Annotated in this window: 13 protein-coding genes; 9 read left to right on the top strand and 4 right to left on the bottom strand. The window is 62.6% G+C overall.

Going from position 1 to position 16052, the window contains the following annotated elements:
* Positions 1 to 106: 106 nt before the first annotated feature.
* Positions 107 to 1537 carry an NADP-dependent phosphogluconate dehydrogenase gene (gnd, locus tag AC3WWH_RS27070; RefSeq protein ID WP_113398907.1) on the top strand — a complete coding sequence of 477 codons (1431 nt, stop codon included), beginning with the start codon at positions 107 to 109 and terminating at the stop codon, positions 1535 to 1537.
* A gap of 294 nt (positions 1538 to 1831) precedes the next feature.
* Here gnd and AC3WWH_RS27065 read toward each other — a convergent pair whose 3' ends face one another.
* From AC3WWH_RS27065 to AC3WWH_RS27050, 4 genes are all read right to left on the bottom strand, one after another.
* Positions 1832 to 2020 carry a hypothetical protein gene (locus tag AC3WWH_RS27065; protein WP_058328737.1) on the bottom strand — a complete coding sequence of 63 codons (189 nt, stop codon included), beginning with the start codon at positions 2018 to 2020 and terminating at the stop codon, positions 1832 to 1834.
* A gap of 168 nt (positions 2021 to 2188) precedes the next feature.
* Positions 2189 to 2419 (bottom strand): hypothetical protein, encoded by a 231-nt coding sequence (locus AC3WWH_RS27060; protein WP_058328736.1) that lies wholly within the window; start codon positions 2417 to 2419, stop codon positions 2189 to 2191.
* A 370-nt stretch (positions 2420 to 2789) separates the two neighbouring features.
* Positions 2790 to 4412 (bottom strand): ABC-F family ATP-binding cassette domain-containing protein, encoded by a 1623-nt coding sequence (locus AC3WWH_RS27055; protein ID WP_058324201.1) that lies wholly within the window; start codon positions 4410 to 4412, stop codon positions 2790 to 2792.
* 307 nt (positions 4413 to 4719) lie between these two features.
* Positions 4720 to 5775, bottom strand: a complete 1056-nt coding sequence (locus tag AC3WWH_RS27050; protein ID WP_057254246.1) for a LacI family transcriptional regulator — start codon at positions 5773 to 5775, stop codon at positions 4720 to 4722.
* A gap of 520 nt (positions 5776 to 6295) precedes the next feature.
* Here AC3WWH_RS27050 and AC3WWH_RS27045 point away from each other — a divergent pair.
* The 8 genes from AC3WWH_RS27045 (at position 6296) to AC3WWH_RS27010 (ending at position 15971) form a co-directional block, all read left to right on the top strand.
* A complete protein-coding gene (locus AC3WWH_RS27045; protein WP_058324202.1) occupies positions 6296 to 7531 on the top strand; it encodes an ABC transporter substrate-binding protein in 1236 nt (411 codons plus the stop codon).
* Between the two features lie 209 nt (positions 7532 to 7740).
* Positions 7741 to 8649 (top strand): carbohydrate ABC transporter permease, encoded by a 909-nt coding sequence (locus AC3WWH_RS27040; RefSeq protein WP_058324203.1) that lies wholly within the window; start codon positions 7741 to 7743, stop codon positions 8647 to 8649.
* Entirely contained in the window at positions 8642 to 9592 is a 951-nt protein-coding gene (locus AC3WWH_RS27035) for a carbohydrate ABC transporter permease (protein ID WP_057254252.1), read from the top strand. The genes AC3WWH_RS27040 and AC3WWH_RS27035 overlap by 8 nt, the downstream gene beginning before the upstream one ends.
* A 4-nt stretch (positions 9593 to 9596) precedes the next feature.
* Positions 9597 to 10691, top strand: coding sequence for an ABC transporter ATP-binding protein (locus AC3WWH_RS27030; protein WP_058324204.1), 1095 nt, complete (start codon positions 9597 to 9599; stop codon positions 10689 to 10691).
* 90 nt (positions 10692 to 10781) lie between these two features.
* Positions 10782 to 13256, top strand: a complete 2475-nt coding sequence (locus tag AC3WWH_RS27025; RefSeq protein ID WP_058324205.1) for a beta-mannosidase — start codon at positions 10782 to 10784, stop codon at positions 13254 to 13256.
* A gap of 5 nt (positions 13257 to 13261) precedes the next feature.
* Positions 13262 to 13951, top strand: a complete 690-nt coding sequence (locus AC3WWH_RS27020) for a D-lyxose/D-mannose family sugar isomerase (RefSeq protein ID WP_058324206.1) — start codon at positions 13262 to 13264, stop codon at positions 13949 to 13951.
* A 64-nt stretch (positions 13952 to 14015) separates the two neighbouring features.
* Positions 14016 to 14777: a sugar phosphate isomerase/epimerase family protein gene (locus AC3WWH_RS27015; RefSeq protein ID WP_058324207.1), complete on the top strand. Its 762-nt coding sequence runs from the start codon at positions 14016 to 14018 to the stop codon at positions 14775 to 14777.
* Positions 14778 to 14792: 15 nt separating this feature from the next.
* Positions 14793 to 15971: a Gfo/Idh/MocA family protein gene (locus tag AC3WWH_RS27010; protein WP_058324208.1), complete on the top strand. Its 1179-nt coding sequence runs from the start codon at positions 14793 to 14795 to the stop codon at positions 15969 to 15971.
* Positions 15972 to 16052: the final 81 nt, after the last annotated feature.

Genomic DNA, 16052 nt, shown 5'->3' with positions numbered 1-16052 from the left:
CCTTCGACAGAGCCCGCCGCGAGAGGGCGAAGTTCAATTCGAAGGGCCGGCACCGACGCGCTTATCCCGATCGCGCCCGGCACTTCTGTCCAATGGAGGCAATCACGTGTCACAGGCGGAAATCGGCCTAATCGGTCTTGGCGTCATGGGCTCGAACCTGGCGCTCAACATCGCTGAAAAGGGCAACAAGATCGCGGTGTTCAACCGCACCGTCGAGGCGACGCACAAGTTCTACGCGGAAGCCGGTGAACTGAAGGGCCAGATCGTGCCCTGCGACACCATTGAAGAGTTTGTTGCCGCCATCCGTCCGCCGCGCCCGATCATCATCATGATCAAGGCCGGCGAGCCGGTCGACCAGCAGATGAAGATCCTCGAGCCCTACCTTTCCAAGGGCGACATCATGATCGACGCCGGCAACGCCAACTTCCGCGACACCATGCGCCGCTTCGAGGCGCTGAAGGACAGTGGCCTGACCTTCATTGGCATGGGTGTGTCCGGCGGTGAAGAAGGCGCACGCCATGGTCCGTCGATCATGGTCGGCGGCAAGGAAGAGTCCTGGAAGCGCGTCGAGAGCGTTTTGACCTCGATCGCTGCCAAGTACGACAACGACCCTTGCGTTGCCTGGCTCGGCGAAAACGGTGCCGGCCACTTCGTCAAGACCATCCACAACGGCATCGAATATGCCGACATGCAGATGATCGCCGAAATCTACGGCATCCTGCGCGACGGCCTGAAAATGTCGGCGACCGAGATCGGCGACGTCTTCGGCACCTGGAACAAGGGCCGCCTCAACTCCTACCTGATCGAGATCACCGAGAAGGTGCTGAAGGCCGCCGATCCTCTGACCGGCAAGCCGATCGTCGATTTGATCCTCGACAAGGCCGGCCAGAAGGGCACCGGCAAGTGGTCGGTGATCGAGGCGCAGAACATGGGCGTGCCGGCAACCGGCATCGAGGCGGCGGTTGCGGCGCGCAGCATCTCCTCGATGAAGGACGAACGCGAAGCGGCCGAAAAGATCCTCGGGCTGCCTGAGGTCGGCGACTTCAAGGTGGCCGACAAGGCCGCCTTCATCAAGGATCTCGAAAGCGCGCTGCTGGCCGCCAAGATCGGCGCCTATGCGCAAGGCTTCGCCGTGATGTCGGCGGCATCAAAGGAGTTCAACTGGAACCTGCCGATGCCGACGATCGCCAAGATCTGGCGCGCCGGCTGCATCATCCGCTCGCAGTTCCTCGACGAGATCACCACCGCGTTCACCAAGGCGCCGGATGCTGCCAACCTAATCGTCACCCCGGCCTTCGCCGCCATGGTCAAGGAAACCGACGCAGCCCTGCGCCGCGTCGTTTCGGCTGCCGTTCTCGGCGGCCTGCCGGTGCCGGCGCTTGCCTCGGCGCTCGGCTACTTCGACAGCTACCGCCGCGGCCGCGGCACGGCCAACGTCATCCAGGCGCAGCGCGACTTCTTCGGCGCCCACGGCTTCGACCGCATTGACGGCGCCGACAGCCATCACGGTCCGTGGGGCAGCGGCCTCAACGGCTAGAGCAATTCCAGGAAAAGTGCAAAGCGGTTTTCCGTCCGGAACTGCGTGATTTCAAAGACTTAGATCGCTTCAGTTTCGATGAAACAATGAAGTGATCTAAGTCTCGACGACAGAGCAGCTTAAGACGGGGCGGCCTTGGCTGCCCCGTTTTGCGTTGGGGCTGCCGCCGCCGCTTCGTTCGGACAAGATGCTAAAGCGCGTCGCGATCTTCCAGATTTGCTCCTAGCGCTTTAAGTTTTCGATATTTCGCATGTCGTTATCGCAAAACCGCTGCGCACTTTTGCGCGACACGCTTTAGCCCGTCATCGATGAGGTCGCTGATATCCCTGTGCCGCCCGATGCACCCGGATTGGAGCAGGATTTGATTGGCAGGACGGCGAACACCGAGGCAATCATCAGCACAATAATGATCAGGACCAGCCTGTCGGTGAAGGTGGCTCGAAAGATCTGCAGCACATAGTGCTTGGTCTTCATCGTGCCCACGCGCTTTCATCGCCATCTGCGCATGATGGCTTCCGTGCACCGTGGACGTCATACGTCCGTTCATGTGAATTTGCTTGCTTCGTCGGGAAACTGCTGACGTCGTGTATTGTTCCGGGAAGGGCGCCTGGCGCTGCGATTGCCGCCAGGCGCTTTCGCCGATGGGCGTAACTAACGCCGATAGGCGTTGCGGTCGCCACCCGAGCGGCGGCGCTGTGCCCGCAGCTTGCCCAGCCTTTTCGGCGGATCGACAAAGATCACCAGCAGAAACCCGACGGCCATAAGCACGTATGCCGGGATGCCGGTCGCCGCGCTGCCGAAGAAAGCGCAAAGGGTGGCCAGCGCAAGGTAGATGCCGATGGTGAAGGGGTTGGATACAAAGCCCCATACGCGGTTCGTCATTCGGTCTTTCCATGCAATTTTCGGTGTCATGCCGAACATCACCTGTCTGAAGTGATTGGCAGCAGATGCTGCGATGGCGCCCCAGCCAGCCCAGCAATATGTGAATGGTGAGCGTCGCGACAATGACACTCGGACCTTTGACTGCGCGAATCGGACCAAAGTCCCATCGATTTCAAGCGGCCATCCGGTAGGATCTGTAGCAGCTGCTACGGTAGCACTTCACAAGAACCTAGTTTTTTCAGTACCGATTTAGAGCGGAGTCGCGTTGTGCGTTCGGGCTCTGCTTGTGGACCCTCGGTCCCCGCCGAGGAAGGCGGGCACTGCGAATGCTGGGCGCCGGCGCGCGACGCCCAGCTCGCTTGTTTTCGTGTCAGCTCCGCAGACCGGGAGCTTCCTGGCCGGTGCGGGCGACATATTCGGTGTAGCCGCCGCCATATTGGTGGATGCCGTCCGGCGTCAGTTCGAGCACACGGTTGGACAATGCTGCGAGGAAGTGGCGATCGTGCGAGACGAAGAGCATGGTGCCTTCGTAGTCCGCCAGCGCCTTGATCAGCATTTCCTTGGTGTCGAGGTCGAGGTGGTTGGTCGGCTCGTCGAGAACCAGCAGGTTCGGCGGATCGAACAGCATGATTGCCATCACCAGGCGGGCCTTCTCGCCACCGGAAAGCACCCGGCACTTCTTCTCGACATCGTCGCCGGAAAAGCCGAAGCAGCCGGCAAGCGCGCGAAGCGGCGCCTGGCCCGCCTGCGGGAAGGTGTCTTCGAGCTGCTGCAGCACCGTGCGATCGCCGTCGAGCACGTCCATGGCATGCTGGGCGAAGTAACCCAGCTTGACGCTGGCGCCGAGCGCGACGTTGCCTGCGTCCGGCTCGGTCGAGCCGGCAACGAGCTTCAGCAGCGTGGACTTGCCGGCGCCGTTGATGCCCATGATGCACCAGCGCTCGCGGCGGCGCACCATGAAGTCGAACCCTTCATAGATGCTGCGGCTGCCGTATTTCTTGTGCACGCCCTTGATGTTGATGACGTCTTCGCCGGAGCGTGGCGCCGGGCGGAATTCGAAAGCGACGCTCTGGCGGCGCTTCGGCGGCTCGACCCGGTCGATCTTGTCGAGCTTCTTCACCCGGCTCTGAACCTGAGAGGCGTGCGAGGCGCGGGCCTTGAAGCGCTCGATGAACTTGATCTCCTTGGCGAGCATAGCCTGCTGGCGCTCGAACTGCGCCTGCTGCTGCTTCTCGTTCTGGGCGCGCTGCTGCTCGTAGAAGCCGTAGTCGCCCGAATAGGCGTTGAGCGAGCCGCCGTCGATCTCGATGATCTTGGTGATGATGCGGTTCATGAACTCGCGGTCGTGCGAGGTCATCATCAGCGCGCCGTCGTAGTTCTTGAGGAAGTCCTCGAGCCAGATCAGGCTTTCGAGATCCAGATGGTTGCTCGGCTCGTCGAGCAGCATCACGTCGGGCCGCATCAGAAGAATACGGGCAAGCGCCACGCGCATCTTCCAGCCGCCCGAGAGCGCGCCGACATCGCCGTCCATCATCTCCTGGCTGAAGCTCAAGCCCGCCAGCACCTCGCGGGCGCGGCCTTCCAGCGCGTAGCCGTCGAGCTCCTCGTAGCGTGCCTGCACCTCGCCGTAGCGCTCGATGATCGCATCCATCTCGTCGAGCCGATCCGGATCGACCATCGCGGCTTCAAGCTCGCGCAGTTCGGCGGCGACTTCGCTGACCGGCCCGGCGCCGTTCATGACCTCGGCAACCGCGCTGCCGCCCGCCATCTCGCCGACGTCCTGGTTGAAGTAGCCGATGGTGATGCCCTTATCGACGGCGACCTGGCCTTCGTCAGGCACTTCCTCGCCGGTAATCATGCGGAAGAGCGAGGTTTTGCCGGCGCCGTTCGGGCCGACGAGGCCGACCTTTTCGCCGCGGTTGAGGGCGGCGGAGGCTTCGATGAAAAGGATGCGGTGGCTGAGCTGCTTGCTGATGTTTTCGATGCGGATCATGTCTGCTGTAGCCTGAAGGGAGGTGTGGGGCGCCGTCGCGCCCGATTGTTGCCCCGGCCTGTCGCAGGTTTCTGCGTCACAAGCAAGACTTCAGGGTGCTTCCGCGTCGTTTCACGACGCCCATGGCAAACTGTCGCTGGTCGACGACAGAGGGGCACGCCGTCTCCCAGATCCTCATTCCTGTGCCTGTCACAGGAATCCAGTCAGGCCCAAGTCTTTGGGCCGAAAAGACTCTTCCGCGCCGCGGACGCGGCGCTGCTGGATCCCTGTGACAGGGCACAGGGATGAGGGCGGAGATGTTTTCGGCTCAGGCCCGCAGACCGCGCGTGATCGGCGGCTGGAACTCCGGCTGGCTGAGGCTCTGCAGCGTTTCCGGCGGTTGGCCGTCGATATGGCCGATGACCGCCTTTGCCAGTTCGCGACCGGCAACGCGGATGTCCTCGTACATGGTCATCACCTCCGGGCGAAGCCAGCGCAGGAAGTCGCTCGGGGACTTCGAAACCATGTCGCAGTCTTCGCCGAGCTTCTTCTTGGCCATCTCCAGACCGGCGATCAGCGCGATCGCGCCTGAACCGCTGCCCGAGATGATGCCGTCGGGCGCGTCCTCCGAGCGCATCAGCACCTCGAAGGCGTCGCGGATTTCGACCAGAGAATGGTCGATATTGGTCTGGTGGAAGCCGATTGCATCGGCCTGAAAGTCGCGAAGGCCCCGTTCGAAGCCGGCGCGCATATGCGAATAAAAGGTGAGATGCGGCGGCGGCTCGAGCAGCACCAGGCGCCGCCGGCCGCGCGCGACGAGCTTGCGCACCGCCTCATAGGCGAAGCGCTCGTTGTCGAAGTCGTGATAGGGGTGGACGATGCCCATTTCGGTGCGGCCGTGGGTGACGAAAGGCAGGCCGCGCTCGGTCAGAAGTGCCACGCGCGGATCGTGCGGCTCGGTGCGCGAGATGATCACGCCGTCGGCAGCGCCCGTGTCGAGGATGTAGCGGATCGGCGCCAGGGCATCCTTGACGGCGCTATAGGGGGTGACCACGAGGTGATAGGGCGTGCCCGCGAGGATCTCGGTGATGCCGACGACCATCGGGCTGGTGATGCCCATGATCTCTTCTTCCAAGGTGAGCACCAGGCTGATGACATTGGTCTTGCCGGTTCTGAGCCGCACGCCGGCGCGGTTCGGCTGGTAGCCGATCTGCTTGGCGACGAGACGCACGCGTTCCTTGGTTTCCGCGCCGATATCGGGCGCATCCTTCAGCGCCCGGGAAACCGTGGTGATGCCGAGCCCGGTCATGAAGGCGATCGTCTTCAGCGTTGGCCGGCCGCCATCCGGCAGTGTTTGCGGCCTGTTTTTCGTCTTGCTGTCCATTGCCGTCACCCGCCCACTCTCTGCCCGCGCGCCGCCAGTTTTGCCCGCCCGGCGGCGAAACGCGTCGGTTCAGCCCTGTCCACTGCTGCCTGCCGCGTCACTTTATCGCCTTATATACGAAAAGCAGCGAGCGGCTATCCTGCTTTGGACCGATAAAATTGCTTCAAATCTGTAACGATACAGTTGCGATGTCGAGCGTTTTCGTTGCTGCACTGCGGAATCTGAAGCGGTCTGGTTGAATCGCACCTTGGGGCGGGTGTCTTTTGCGCTTGCGAGACGATGATCTCCACAACGGCGCAAGGCACTCGCTGAAGTTCTATAAATATCAGCTATATAAGCGAGTCTTCTGCAAGACGCGAAGGGGCAGGCGCCGGGCGCAAAGCGCTTTGGACGTCCGCTGTCATCTGCACGCAATAGGTGTTTTCTAAGATTCTGTTTAAATCGATTGTGGTGGGTGTTGCGTCCTGTAATCGATTGCATTAAGTTTTTTACGGTAACGTTACAGTGAGGGAGGAGACTCATGAAAATACGTTCTTTTGCAGCCATGCTCGCGACCGCGGTGGCCCTGCCACTCGGTGCGGCCAGTGCCGCCGATCTTGAAGTAACCCATTGGTGGACGTCCGGCGGCGAAGCAGCCGCGGTCGCGGAACTCGCGAAGGCCTTCGACGCAACGGGCAATCACTGGGTTGACGGCGCAATCGCCGGCTCCGGCGGCACTGCCCGCCCGATCATGATCAGCCGCATCACCGGCGGTGATCCGATGGGCGCCACGCAGTTCAACCACGGCCGCCAGGCAGAAGAGCTGGTTCAGGCCGGCCTGATGCGCGACCTGACCGACGTCGCGACCCGCGAGAAGTGGAAGGACATCATCAAGCCGGCAAGCCTGCTCGATTCCTGCACCATCGACGGCAAGATCTATTGCGCCCCGGTCAACATCCACTCCTGGCAGTGGCTGTGGCTGTCGAACGCCGCCTTCAAGACGGCCGGCGTCGAAGTTCCGAAGAACTGGGACGAGTTTGTTGCCGCCGCACCGGCGCTGGAAAAGGCCGGCATCGTGCCGCTCGCAGTCGGTGGCCAGCCCTGGCAGGCAGCCGGCGCCTTCGACGTGCTGATGGTGGCGATCGCCGGCAAGGACACGTTCCAGAAGGTCTTCGGCGACAAGGATGAGGAAGTCGCGGCCGGTCCTGAGATCGCCAAGGTCTTCAAGGCCGCTGACGACGCCCGCCGCATGTCCAAGGGCACCAATGTCCAGGACTGGAACCAGGCGACGAACATGGTCATCACCGGCAAGGCCGGCGGCCAGATCATGGGTGACTGGGCTCAAGGTGAATTCGCGCTTGCCGGCCAGAAAGCCGGAACGGATTACACCTGCCTTCCGGGTCTCGGCGTCAACGAGATCATTTCGACCGGTGGCGACGCATTCTACTTCCCGCTGCTGAAGGACGAAGAAAAGTCCAAGGCGCAGGAGGCGTTGGCTTCGACGCTGCTCGATCCGAAGACCCAGGTCGCCTTCAATCTCAAGAAGGGCTCGCTGCCGGTGCGTGGCGACGTCGACCTCGCAGCCGCCAACGACTGCATGAAGAAGGGCCTGGACATCCTTGCCAAGGGCAACGTGATCCAGGGCACCGACCAGCTGCTTTCGGCCGACAGCCAGAAGCAGAAGGAGGACCTGTTCTCCGAATTCTTCGCCAACTCGTCGATCACGCCGGAAGACGCGCAGAAGCGTTTCGCCGACATCATCGCGAACGCGGAGTAACCGCAACTGCCTGATTGACCGGTCCCGCCGTAATGGCGTGGGCCGGCCAAGGCCTCCCTTTCGGCACGACGTGCCGACAGCCGCGCGTGCGTTCGCCTTCACGCGGCACTTAGGGAGCGGTTGTCGCCCTGATGCGGCAGGACGTTGCGCGTTGAGTGCGCGGCGCTGCCCATCGTCCGAAACCCAATGCAGTTCCGGAGGAACGAAACATGGCAGGTCACACACAAGGTTCGGGCCGACCGAACCAGTGGCTGCGGAACCTGAACGCGAAGATTGCCTCCGTCCCGATGATCCTGACGGCCGTGGTGATTTTTCTCGGCGGCACGATCTGGACGGTCGTCTATTCCTTCACCAATTCCAAGCTCTTGCCGCGGCTATCCTTCGTCGGCCTCGATCAGTACGAGCGCCTCTGGGACGCGCCGCGCTGGCTGGTCTCGGTGCAAAACCTGGCGATCTACGGCATCTTCTCGCTGATCTTCAGCCTGGTCATCGGCTTCGTGCTGGCGGCTCTGATGGACCAGAAGATCCGCTTCGAAAACACCTTCCGCACCATTATGCTCTATCCCTTCGCCCTGTCCTTCATCGTGACGGGCCTGGTGTGGCAATGGCTGCTCAATCCGGAATTCGGCATCCAGTCTGTGGTGCGTTCGGCCGGCTGGGAGAGCTTCACCTTCGACCCGCTCTATAACGCAGACATCGTCATCTACGGCATTCTGATCGCCGCGCTCTGGCAGGGCACCGGGCTTGTCATGTGCCTGATGCTTGCGGGGCTTCGCGGCATCGACGAGGACATCTGGAAGGCCGCGCGCGTCGACGGCATTCCGATGTGGAAGACCTACATCTTCGTCGTCATCCCGATGATGCGCGGCGTCTTCATCACCACGCTGGTGATTATCGCGAGCGGCATCGTCAAGGTCTACGACCTGGTGGTGGCGCAGACGAGCGGCGGCCCCGGCATCGCCTCTGAAGTGCCCGCTAAATACGTCTACGACTACATGTTCCAGGCGCAGAACCTCGGTCAGGGCTTCGCCGCCTCGACCATGATGCTGATCACCGTCGCCATCATCATCGTGCCTTGGGCCTATCTGGAATTCGGGGGAGGGCGCAAGCGTGTCTGATATCGTTGCTTTCAATTCGGTGGCTGACGAAGCCGCACCCCAGGCGCAAGCCGACAGGGTTATCGCCGGCCCACGCGGTCGCAAACCCCGCCGGGCGCTGTCGGGCCGTAACATCATGATCTACGGCACGCTGATCGTCGTGGCGCTCTACTACCTGCTGCCGCTCTATGTGATGGTCATGACCTCGCTCAAGGGCATGCCGGAAATCCGGCTCGGCAACATCTTCGCGCCGCCGGTCGAAATCACCTTCGAGCCGTGGGCGAAGGCCTGGGCGAGTGCCTGCACCGGGCTTAACTGCGACGGCCTTTCGCGCGGCTTCTGGAACTCGGTGCGCATCACCGTTCCCTCGACGATCGTCTCGATCGCGATCGCCTCGGTCAACGGCTATGCGCTTGCCAACTGGCGCTTCAAGGGCGCGGAGCTGTTCTTCACGATCCTGATCGTCGGCGCCTTCATTCCCTATCAGGTGATGATCTACCCGATCGTCATCGTGCTCCGGGAAATGGGCATCTACGGCACGCTGACCGGCCTCATCATCGTGCACACCATATTCGGCATGCCGATCCTGACGCTGCTTTTCCGCAACTATTTCGCCGGCCTGCCGGAGGAGTTGTTCAAGGCAGCGCGCGTCGATGGTGCCGGCTTCTGGACAATCTACTTCAGGATCATGCTGCCGATGTCGTTGCCGATCTTCGTCGTGGCGATGATCCTGCAGGTCACCGGTATCTGGAACGACTTCCTGTTCGGCGTCGTGTTCACCCGGCCGGAATACTACCCGATGACGGTTCAGCTCAACAACATCGTCAACTCGGTCCAGGGCGTGAAGGAATACAACGTCAACATGGCGGCGACGATCCTGACGGGTGCCGTGCCGCTCTTCGTCTACTTCGTCTCCGGACGGCTTTTTGTTCGCGGCATCGCCGCCGGCGCAGTGAAAGGGTAAGGACATGCAAAACGTCAGCGTATCGGTCAAAGACCTGTCGTTGAGCTTCGGTGCCGTCACTGTGCTCGACACGCTCAACCTCGACATCAAGGACGGCGAGTTCCTGGTGCTACTCGGCTCGTCCGGCTGCGGCAAGTCGACCCTGCTCAACTGCATCGCCGGTCTACTCGATGTCAGCGACGGGCAGATCTTCATCAAAAACAAGAACGTCACCTGGGAGGAGCCCAAGGACCGCGGCATCGGCATGGTGTTCCAGTCCTACGCGCTCTATCCGCAGATGTCGGTGGAGAAGAACCTCTCCTTCGGCCTGCAGGTCGCAAAGGTCCCGAAGGAGGAGATCGACAAACGTGTGCGCCGCGCCTCCGAGATCTTGCAGATCCAGCCGCTCCTGAAGCGCAAACCGTCTGAGCTTTCCGGTGGCCAGCGCCAGCGGGTGGCGATCGGCCGGGCGCTGGTGCGCGATGTCGACGTGTTCCTCTTCGACGAGCCGCTTTCCAACCTCGACGCCAAGCTGCGCTCGGAGCTGCGCGTCGAGATCAAGAGGCTGCACCAGTCGCTGAAGAACACGATGATCTACGTCACCCACGACCAGATCGAGGCGCTGACGCTCGCCGATCGTATTGCTGTCATGAAGAGCGGCGTGATCCAGCAGCTGGCCGACCCGATGACGATCTACAACGCCCCGGAAAACCTGTTCGTCGCCGGCTTCATCGGTTCGCCGTCGATGAACTTCTTCCGCGGCGAGCTGCAGCTTCGCGACCAGCGCGCCTACGTCCACGCCAACGGCGTCGACTTCGACGTGTCCGCCTATCCGTCGCGGGCACCCCTGGTGCACGGGCAGAAGGTTGTCCTCGGCCTCAGGCCCGAACATGTGCGCGTCGACGAGGCGGCAAGCGGGGCCGCGGCCTCGCATCGCGCGGTCGTCGATATCGAGGAGCCGATGGGCGCCGACAACCTGTTGTGGCTGAAGCTTGCCGGGCAGTCGATGTCCGTGCGCATCGCCGGCCAGCGGCGCTATGCGCCTGGCACGGCCGTCACGCTCTCCTTCGACATGGCGGTTGCCTCGATCTTCGATGCGACGAGTGAGAACCGGATCTGAGATAAAGGACGTGCCGGGCAGGGACCTCTGTCCGGCACCTCCCGGCAATGACAGCGCCGGCGTCGCCGGTCGATCCATGGAAATACGACAATGCTCTCTGAGGACTACACCCGAACCGCCATCCGTCTCGACATTTCAGGGGATTGGCAGCTCAGCTCGGTCGACAACAGCCACAGCTTGGCGATGGCGCTGCCGGGCGACGTGCACTCGGCCTTGCAGAAAGCGGGCGTGATCGAAGACCCCTATGTCGGCCGCAACGAGAACGACGTTCAATGGGTGGCACATAAGGACTGGGTGATCGAGCGAACAGTCACGGTCGCCGCCGACGAACTCGCGGGCTACTGGTATCTCGACCTCGAGAGCCTGGATACTGTCGCCTCGGTCTTCGTCAACGACACGCTGGTGCTCGAAGCGGAGAATAGCTTCCGCCGCTATCGGCCCGATGTTTCCCGCGCGCTCGTCGCCGGCGAGAACCGCATCCGCATCGTGCTGCATTCCTCGATTGCCGAAGGCGCGCGCCGGCAGTCGGAACAGCCCTTCTACGTGCCTTACCATCCCGGCAATTCACCGATCGCCAATGGCAACATGCTGCGCAAGCCCCAGTGCCACTTCGGCTGGGACTGGAACCTCGCGATCGCGCCGCTCGGCGTCTACGGCGAGATCGCGCTCTGCCGGCTGGAGATCGCCCGCATCGAGCATGTGACGACCAAGCAGGTCTGGCTCGATGACGGTTCGGTCGATCTGGTGGTGACGGTGACCTTGTTTGCCGACGCGCCCGGCATCGTCCCCATACATTTTTCGCTCGACGAGGACCGCGAACGGCTGGACTGCGCCGTCGGCAAGGGCGAGACGCGCATCACCCATGTCTTCACCGTTACCAGGCCGAAGCGCTGGTGGCCGGCGGGCAGCGGCGAGCAATGCCTGTCAGTCCTGACAGTGGAGCTGCCGCAGGAGCAGGTGAGCCGCCAGATCGGCTTCCGCACGATCGAGCTGCTGACCGACAAGGACGAGGCTGGCAGCCGCTTTGCCTTCCGCGTCAACGGCCGCGAGATCTTCTGCAAGGGCGCCAATTGGATCCCGGCCGATGCGCTGATGTCGCGGGTGACGCGCGAAGGCGTCGAGGATCTGCTGACCTCGGCAGTGGACGCCAACATGAACATGATCCGGGTCTGGGGCGGCGGCTTCTACGAGCCGAACTGGTTCTACGATCTCTGCGACCGGCTCGGGCTCATGGTCTGGCAGGACTTCATGTTTGCCTGCAACCTCTATCCCTCGACCCCGGATTTCCTGGAGAATGTCGCGGCAGAGGTGGATTATCAGGCAAAGCGCCTGTCGTCGCATCCATCGATCACGGTCTGGTGCGGCGACAACGAGTTGGTCGGCGCGCTCACCTGGTTCGACGAACCGCGCAAGGATCGCGACCGCTATCTCGTTTCCTATGACCGGCTGAACCGCACGATCGAGGTGGCGCTGAAAGCGGCACTTCCCGAAGCGATCTGGTGGCCGTCGAGCCCGGCGTCCGGCTATCTCGATTTCGGCGATGCCTGGCATGCCGATGGTTCCGGCGACATGCACTACTGGTCGGTCTGGCACGAGAACAAGTCCTTCGACAATTACCGCACCGTGCGCCCGCGTTTCTGCTCGGAGTTCGGCTTCCAGTCCTATACGTCGATGCCGGTCATCCGGCAGTTTGCGGCGGAGAAGGACCTCAACATCGCGTCGCCTGTGATCGAGAGCCACCAGAAGAATGTCGGCGGCAATGAGCGCATCGCCGGCACGATGTTCCGATATTTCCGCTTCCCCAAGGATTTCCCGGCTTTCGTTTATCTCAGCCAGGTCCAGCAGGGGCTGGCGATCCGCACGGCCGTCGACTATTGGCGCTCGCTAAAACCCCATTGCATGGGCACGCTCTACTGGCAGCTCAACGACACCTGGCCGGTCGCCTCCTGGTCGAGCCTCGACTATGGTGGCAGCTGGAAGGCGATGCACTATATGGTCCGCCGGTTCTTCCAGCCGGTTTCGGTCGCGGCCATCCCATCGGCGGATGGCAGAGAGATCGCCTTCTCGATGGTCAACGATACGGCGGAGCCGGTGACGGTCGAGCTTCAGACCTTCCTGGTTTCGCTCGATGGCAAGCGCACGCCGCTGACGGCGGCCGCCGGCACCTGCAGCCCGGATCGCGCGGCGACCCTGGTGACGCTTGCGGCTTCCGATATTCCGGCGGATCACCTGTTGTTCTGGTCGTTCGATGCATCGAACGGCATGCGCGGCGAGGGGCACCACGCCAACGGCACCTACAAGGCACTCGACCTGCAACCGTCCGGTTTGACACTCGATGTGGCGCCGGCGGGCGAAGGCGCTTTCGACGTCAGCGTCAAGGCAAGCGGCCTGGCGCTGCATGTGATGATCGAGGCCGATGTCGCCGGTCGATACTCCGACAATGCCTTTGATCTGCTGGCCGGGGAAACCAAGCTTGTCCGCTTCACGCCGAAGGTGCCGCTCGCCGCAGGCGAGCTTCCGCGCTTTGCCGCCTTCGATCTTGAATCCTGCCAGGGGAAGGGTTGATCGCCATGAAACGCAGCCACGTCAACGATATCATCGCCGAGAGCGGTGCCTTCATGAAGAGCTACGGCTTCACGCTGCCGCCCTTTGCCTACTGGTCGCCAGAACAACTGAAGGCGCGGGTCGCCTCTGACAGCCCGACGATCTTCGATGCCCGGCTCGGCTGGGACATCACCGACTACGGCAAGGGCCGCTTCGATGAATTCGGGCTGGTGCTCTTCACGCTGCGCAATGGCAACGCCGCGAACTTCACGACCGGTCACGGCATGATCTATGCCGAGAAGCTGATGATCACCGCCAAGGACCAGGTCAATCCGCTGCACCGCCATGCGGTGAAGACCGAGGACATCATCAACCGCGGCGGCGGGTCGCTGGTGCTGCAGATGTACAATTCGAGGCCTGATGGCACCGTCGACGAGGAAAGCGACGTGGTGGTCGCCACCGATGCGCGGCTGAGAGCCCTCAAGGCTGGCGAACTCTTGAAGCTCAAGGCCGGCGAAAGCGTCACGCTTTTGCCCGGCAACTGGCACGCCTTCTGGGCCGAAGGCACGGACGTGCTGATGGGCGAGGTTTCGACCGTCAACGACGATCTCACCGACAACTATTTCCGCGAGCCCGTCGGTCGCTTCTCGGCGATCGAGGAGGACGCGGCACCCACCCACCTGCTGGTGTCGGACTACGACACCTGGCTCAAGTGATCCCAGGACCCCAACCCCCAAGGGCAATTGACCCAAGACCAAACGATCTTTCGAGGAGGATTTCATGAAGGACGTCAGTTTCCAGCTTTATAGCGCCCGCAATTTCCCGCCGTTCGCCAATGTGCTCGAGGCACTCGGACAGGCCGGCTATAGCCAGGTCGAAGGTTATGGCGCGCTCTATGCGGCGCTCAGCGACGCCGAGATCGCCAGCTTCAAGGAAGGGCTCGACAGCAATGGTCTCGCCATGCCGACGGCGCACTTTGGCCTGGACATGCTCGAAAGCGATCCGGCCCGCGTGCTCGAAATCGCCAAGGCGCTCGGCATCAAGGCGATCTATTGCCCCTACCTGATGCCCGACCAGCGCCCGACGGATGCCGCCGGCTGGCGTGCCTTCGGCGAGCGGCTGCAGAAGGCCGGCAAGCCCTATCGCGACGCCGGGCTGATCTTTGGCTGGCACAACCACGACTTCGAGTTCTTTGCTCTTCCGGACGGCAGCATCCCGCAGGACCTGATCTTCGAAGGCGGACCGGAACTTTCCTGGGAAGCCGACATCGCCTGGATCATCCGCGGCGGCGCCGACCCGATCGCCTGGATCAAGAAATACGGCGACCGCATCACCGCCGTGCATGTGAAGGACATCGCGCCGACGGGCGAGAAGAAGGACGAGGACGGTTGGGCCGATGTCGGCGAGGGTACCGTCGACTGGAAGGGCCTGTTTGCGGCGCTTTCCGGCACCAAGGCCCGCTACTTCATCGCCGAGCACGACAATCCGAGCGATTTCAAGCGCTTCGCCAAGCGCTCGCTCGCCTCCATCCAATCCTATTGAGAAGCAGGTTCATCCATGACCAAGGAACTTGGCGTCGGCATCATCGGATGCGGCAACATCTCCACCACATACTTCAGGCTCGCCCCACTGTTTAAGGGCATCAAGGTTGTCGCCTGCGCCGACATCAACCAGGCAGCGGCCGAGGCGCGGGCAGCGGAATACGGCGTAGAAGCCCAAAGCATCGAGGGGCTGCTGGCCAATCCGGATGTCGATATCGTCGTCAACCTGACGATCCCGGACGCGCACTATCCGGTCTCGAAGGCGATCCTCGAAGCCGGCAAGCACGTCTATTCCGAGAAGCCATTGGTGCTTTCGCTCGAACAGGGCGAAGACCTCAGGGCGATCGCTAGGGACAAAGGCCTTTCCGTCGGTTGCGCACCGGACACCTTCCTCGGCGGCGCGCACCAGCTGGCCCGCAGCACCATCGATGCCGGCAAGATCGGCCGGGTGACGTCTGGCACCTGCCACGTGATGAGCCCGGGCATGGAGATGTGGCATCCGAACCCGGACTTCTTCTTCCTGCCCGGCGGCGGCCCGATCCTCGATCTCGGCCCCTATTACATCGCCAACCTGATCAACCTGATCGGGCCGGTGAAGCGCGTCGCAGCACTGTCCTCCATGGCCAACCCGACCCGCACCATCACCAGCGAGCCACGCAAGGGCGAGGAGATCCCGGTCAAGACCCCGACCAACATCCACGCGCTGCTCGAGTTCCAAAATGGCGCGACGATCACCCTGTCGGCGAGCTGGGATGTCTGGTCGCATCGCCATGCCAATATGGAGCTCTATGGCACCGAAGGCTCGCTCTACGTGCCCGATCCGAACTTCTTCGGCGGCAAGGTGGAGATAAGCGGTCGCGACAGGAACATTGAGCCACTGGAACCCTGGGATCACCCCTTCGGCGTCGAAAACCAGGAGCATCCGCAGGGACCGATGGCGAACTACCGCACCGCCGGCCTAGCCGACATGGCGCAGGCGATCCTTGAAGGCCGCGATGCCCGCTGCTCGCTCGACCGGGCGCTGCACGGCGTCGACGTCATGGTCTCGATCCTGAAATCGGGCGAGGAGGGCCGCTTCATCGAGCTCTCCACCACCTGCACGCAGCCGGCCGCGCTCGGCATCGAGGAGGCGCGGGCGCTGCTGCGGGAGCGGCAAGAAGAAATGTCGGGAAATCGCGTCGCTGCGGCTTCATAGGGGGCAGCCGTCCGGCACGCGCGCCGCGGACCAGGGGTCCCTCTGCAAACTCGGAAGAGAGGCTTCCGGGGGAGAGCTGCA

The sequence above is a fragment of the Ensifer sp. EB106-03-01-XG145 genome, from assembly GCF_058792075.1.
This window is presented reverse-complemented; position numbering and strand designations above follow the sequence as displayed.

Bases quoted from the DNA above. Each gene is read 5' to 3' on its own strand.
- AC3WWH_RS27060 (WP_058328736.1), bottom strand. From the start codon at position 2,419: ATGACGAACCGCGTATGGGGCTTTGTATCCAACCCCTTCACCATCGGC.
- AC3WWH_RS27055 (WP_058324201.1), bottom strand. From the start codon at position 4,412: ATGATCCGCATCGAAAACATCAGCAAGCAGCTCAGCCACCGCATCCTT.
- AC3WWH_RS27050 (WP_057254246.1), bottom strand. From the start codon at position 5,775: ATGGACAGCAAGACGAAAAACAGGCCGCAAACACTGCCGGATGGCGGC.
- AC3WWH_RS27045 (WP_058324202.1), top strand. From the start codon at position 6,296: ATGAAAATACGTTCTTTTGCAGCCATGCTCGCGACCGCGGTGGCCCTG.
- AC3WWH_RS27040 (WP_058324203.1), top strand. From the start codon at position 7,741: ATGGCAGGTCACACACAAGGTTCGGGCCGACCGAACCAGTGGCTGCGG.
- AC3WWH_RS27030 (WP_058324204.1), top strand. From the start codon at position 9,597: ATGCAAAACGTCAGCGTATCGGTCAAAGACCTGTCGTTGAGCTTCGGT.
- AC3WWH_RS27025 (WP_058324205.1), top strand. From the start codon at position 10,782: ATGCTCTCTGAGGACTACACCCGAACCGCCATCCGTCTCGACATTTCA.
- AC3WWH_RS27020 (WP_058324206.1), top strand. From the start codon at position 13,262: ATGAAACGCAGCCACGTCAACGATATCATCGCCGAGAGCGGTGCCTTC.
- AC3WWH_RS27015 (WP_058324207.1), top strand. From the start codon at position 14,016: ATGAAGGACGTCAGTTTCCAGCTTTATAGCGCCCGCAATTTCCCGCCG.
- AC3WWH_RS27010 (WP_058324208.1), top strand. From the start codon at position 14,793: ATGACCAAGGAACTTGGCGTCGGCATCATCGGATGCGGCAACATCTCC.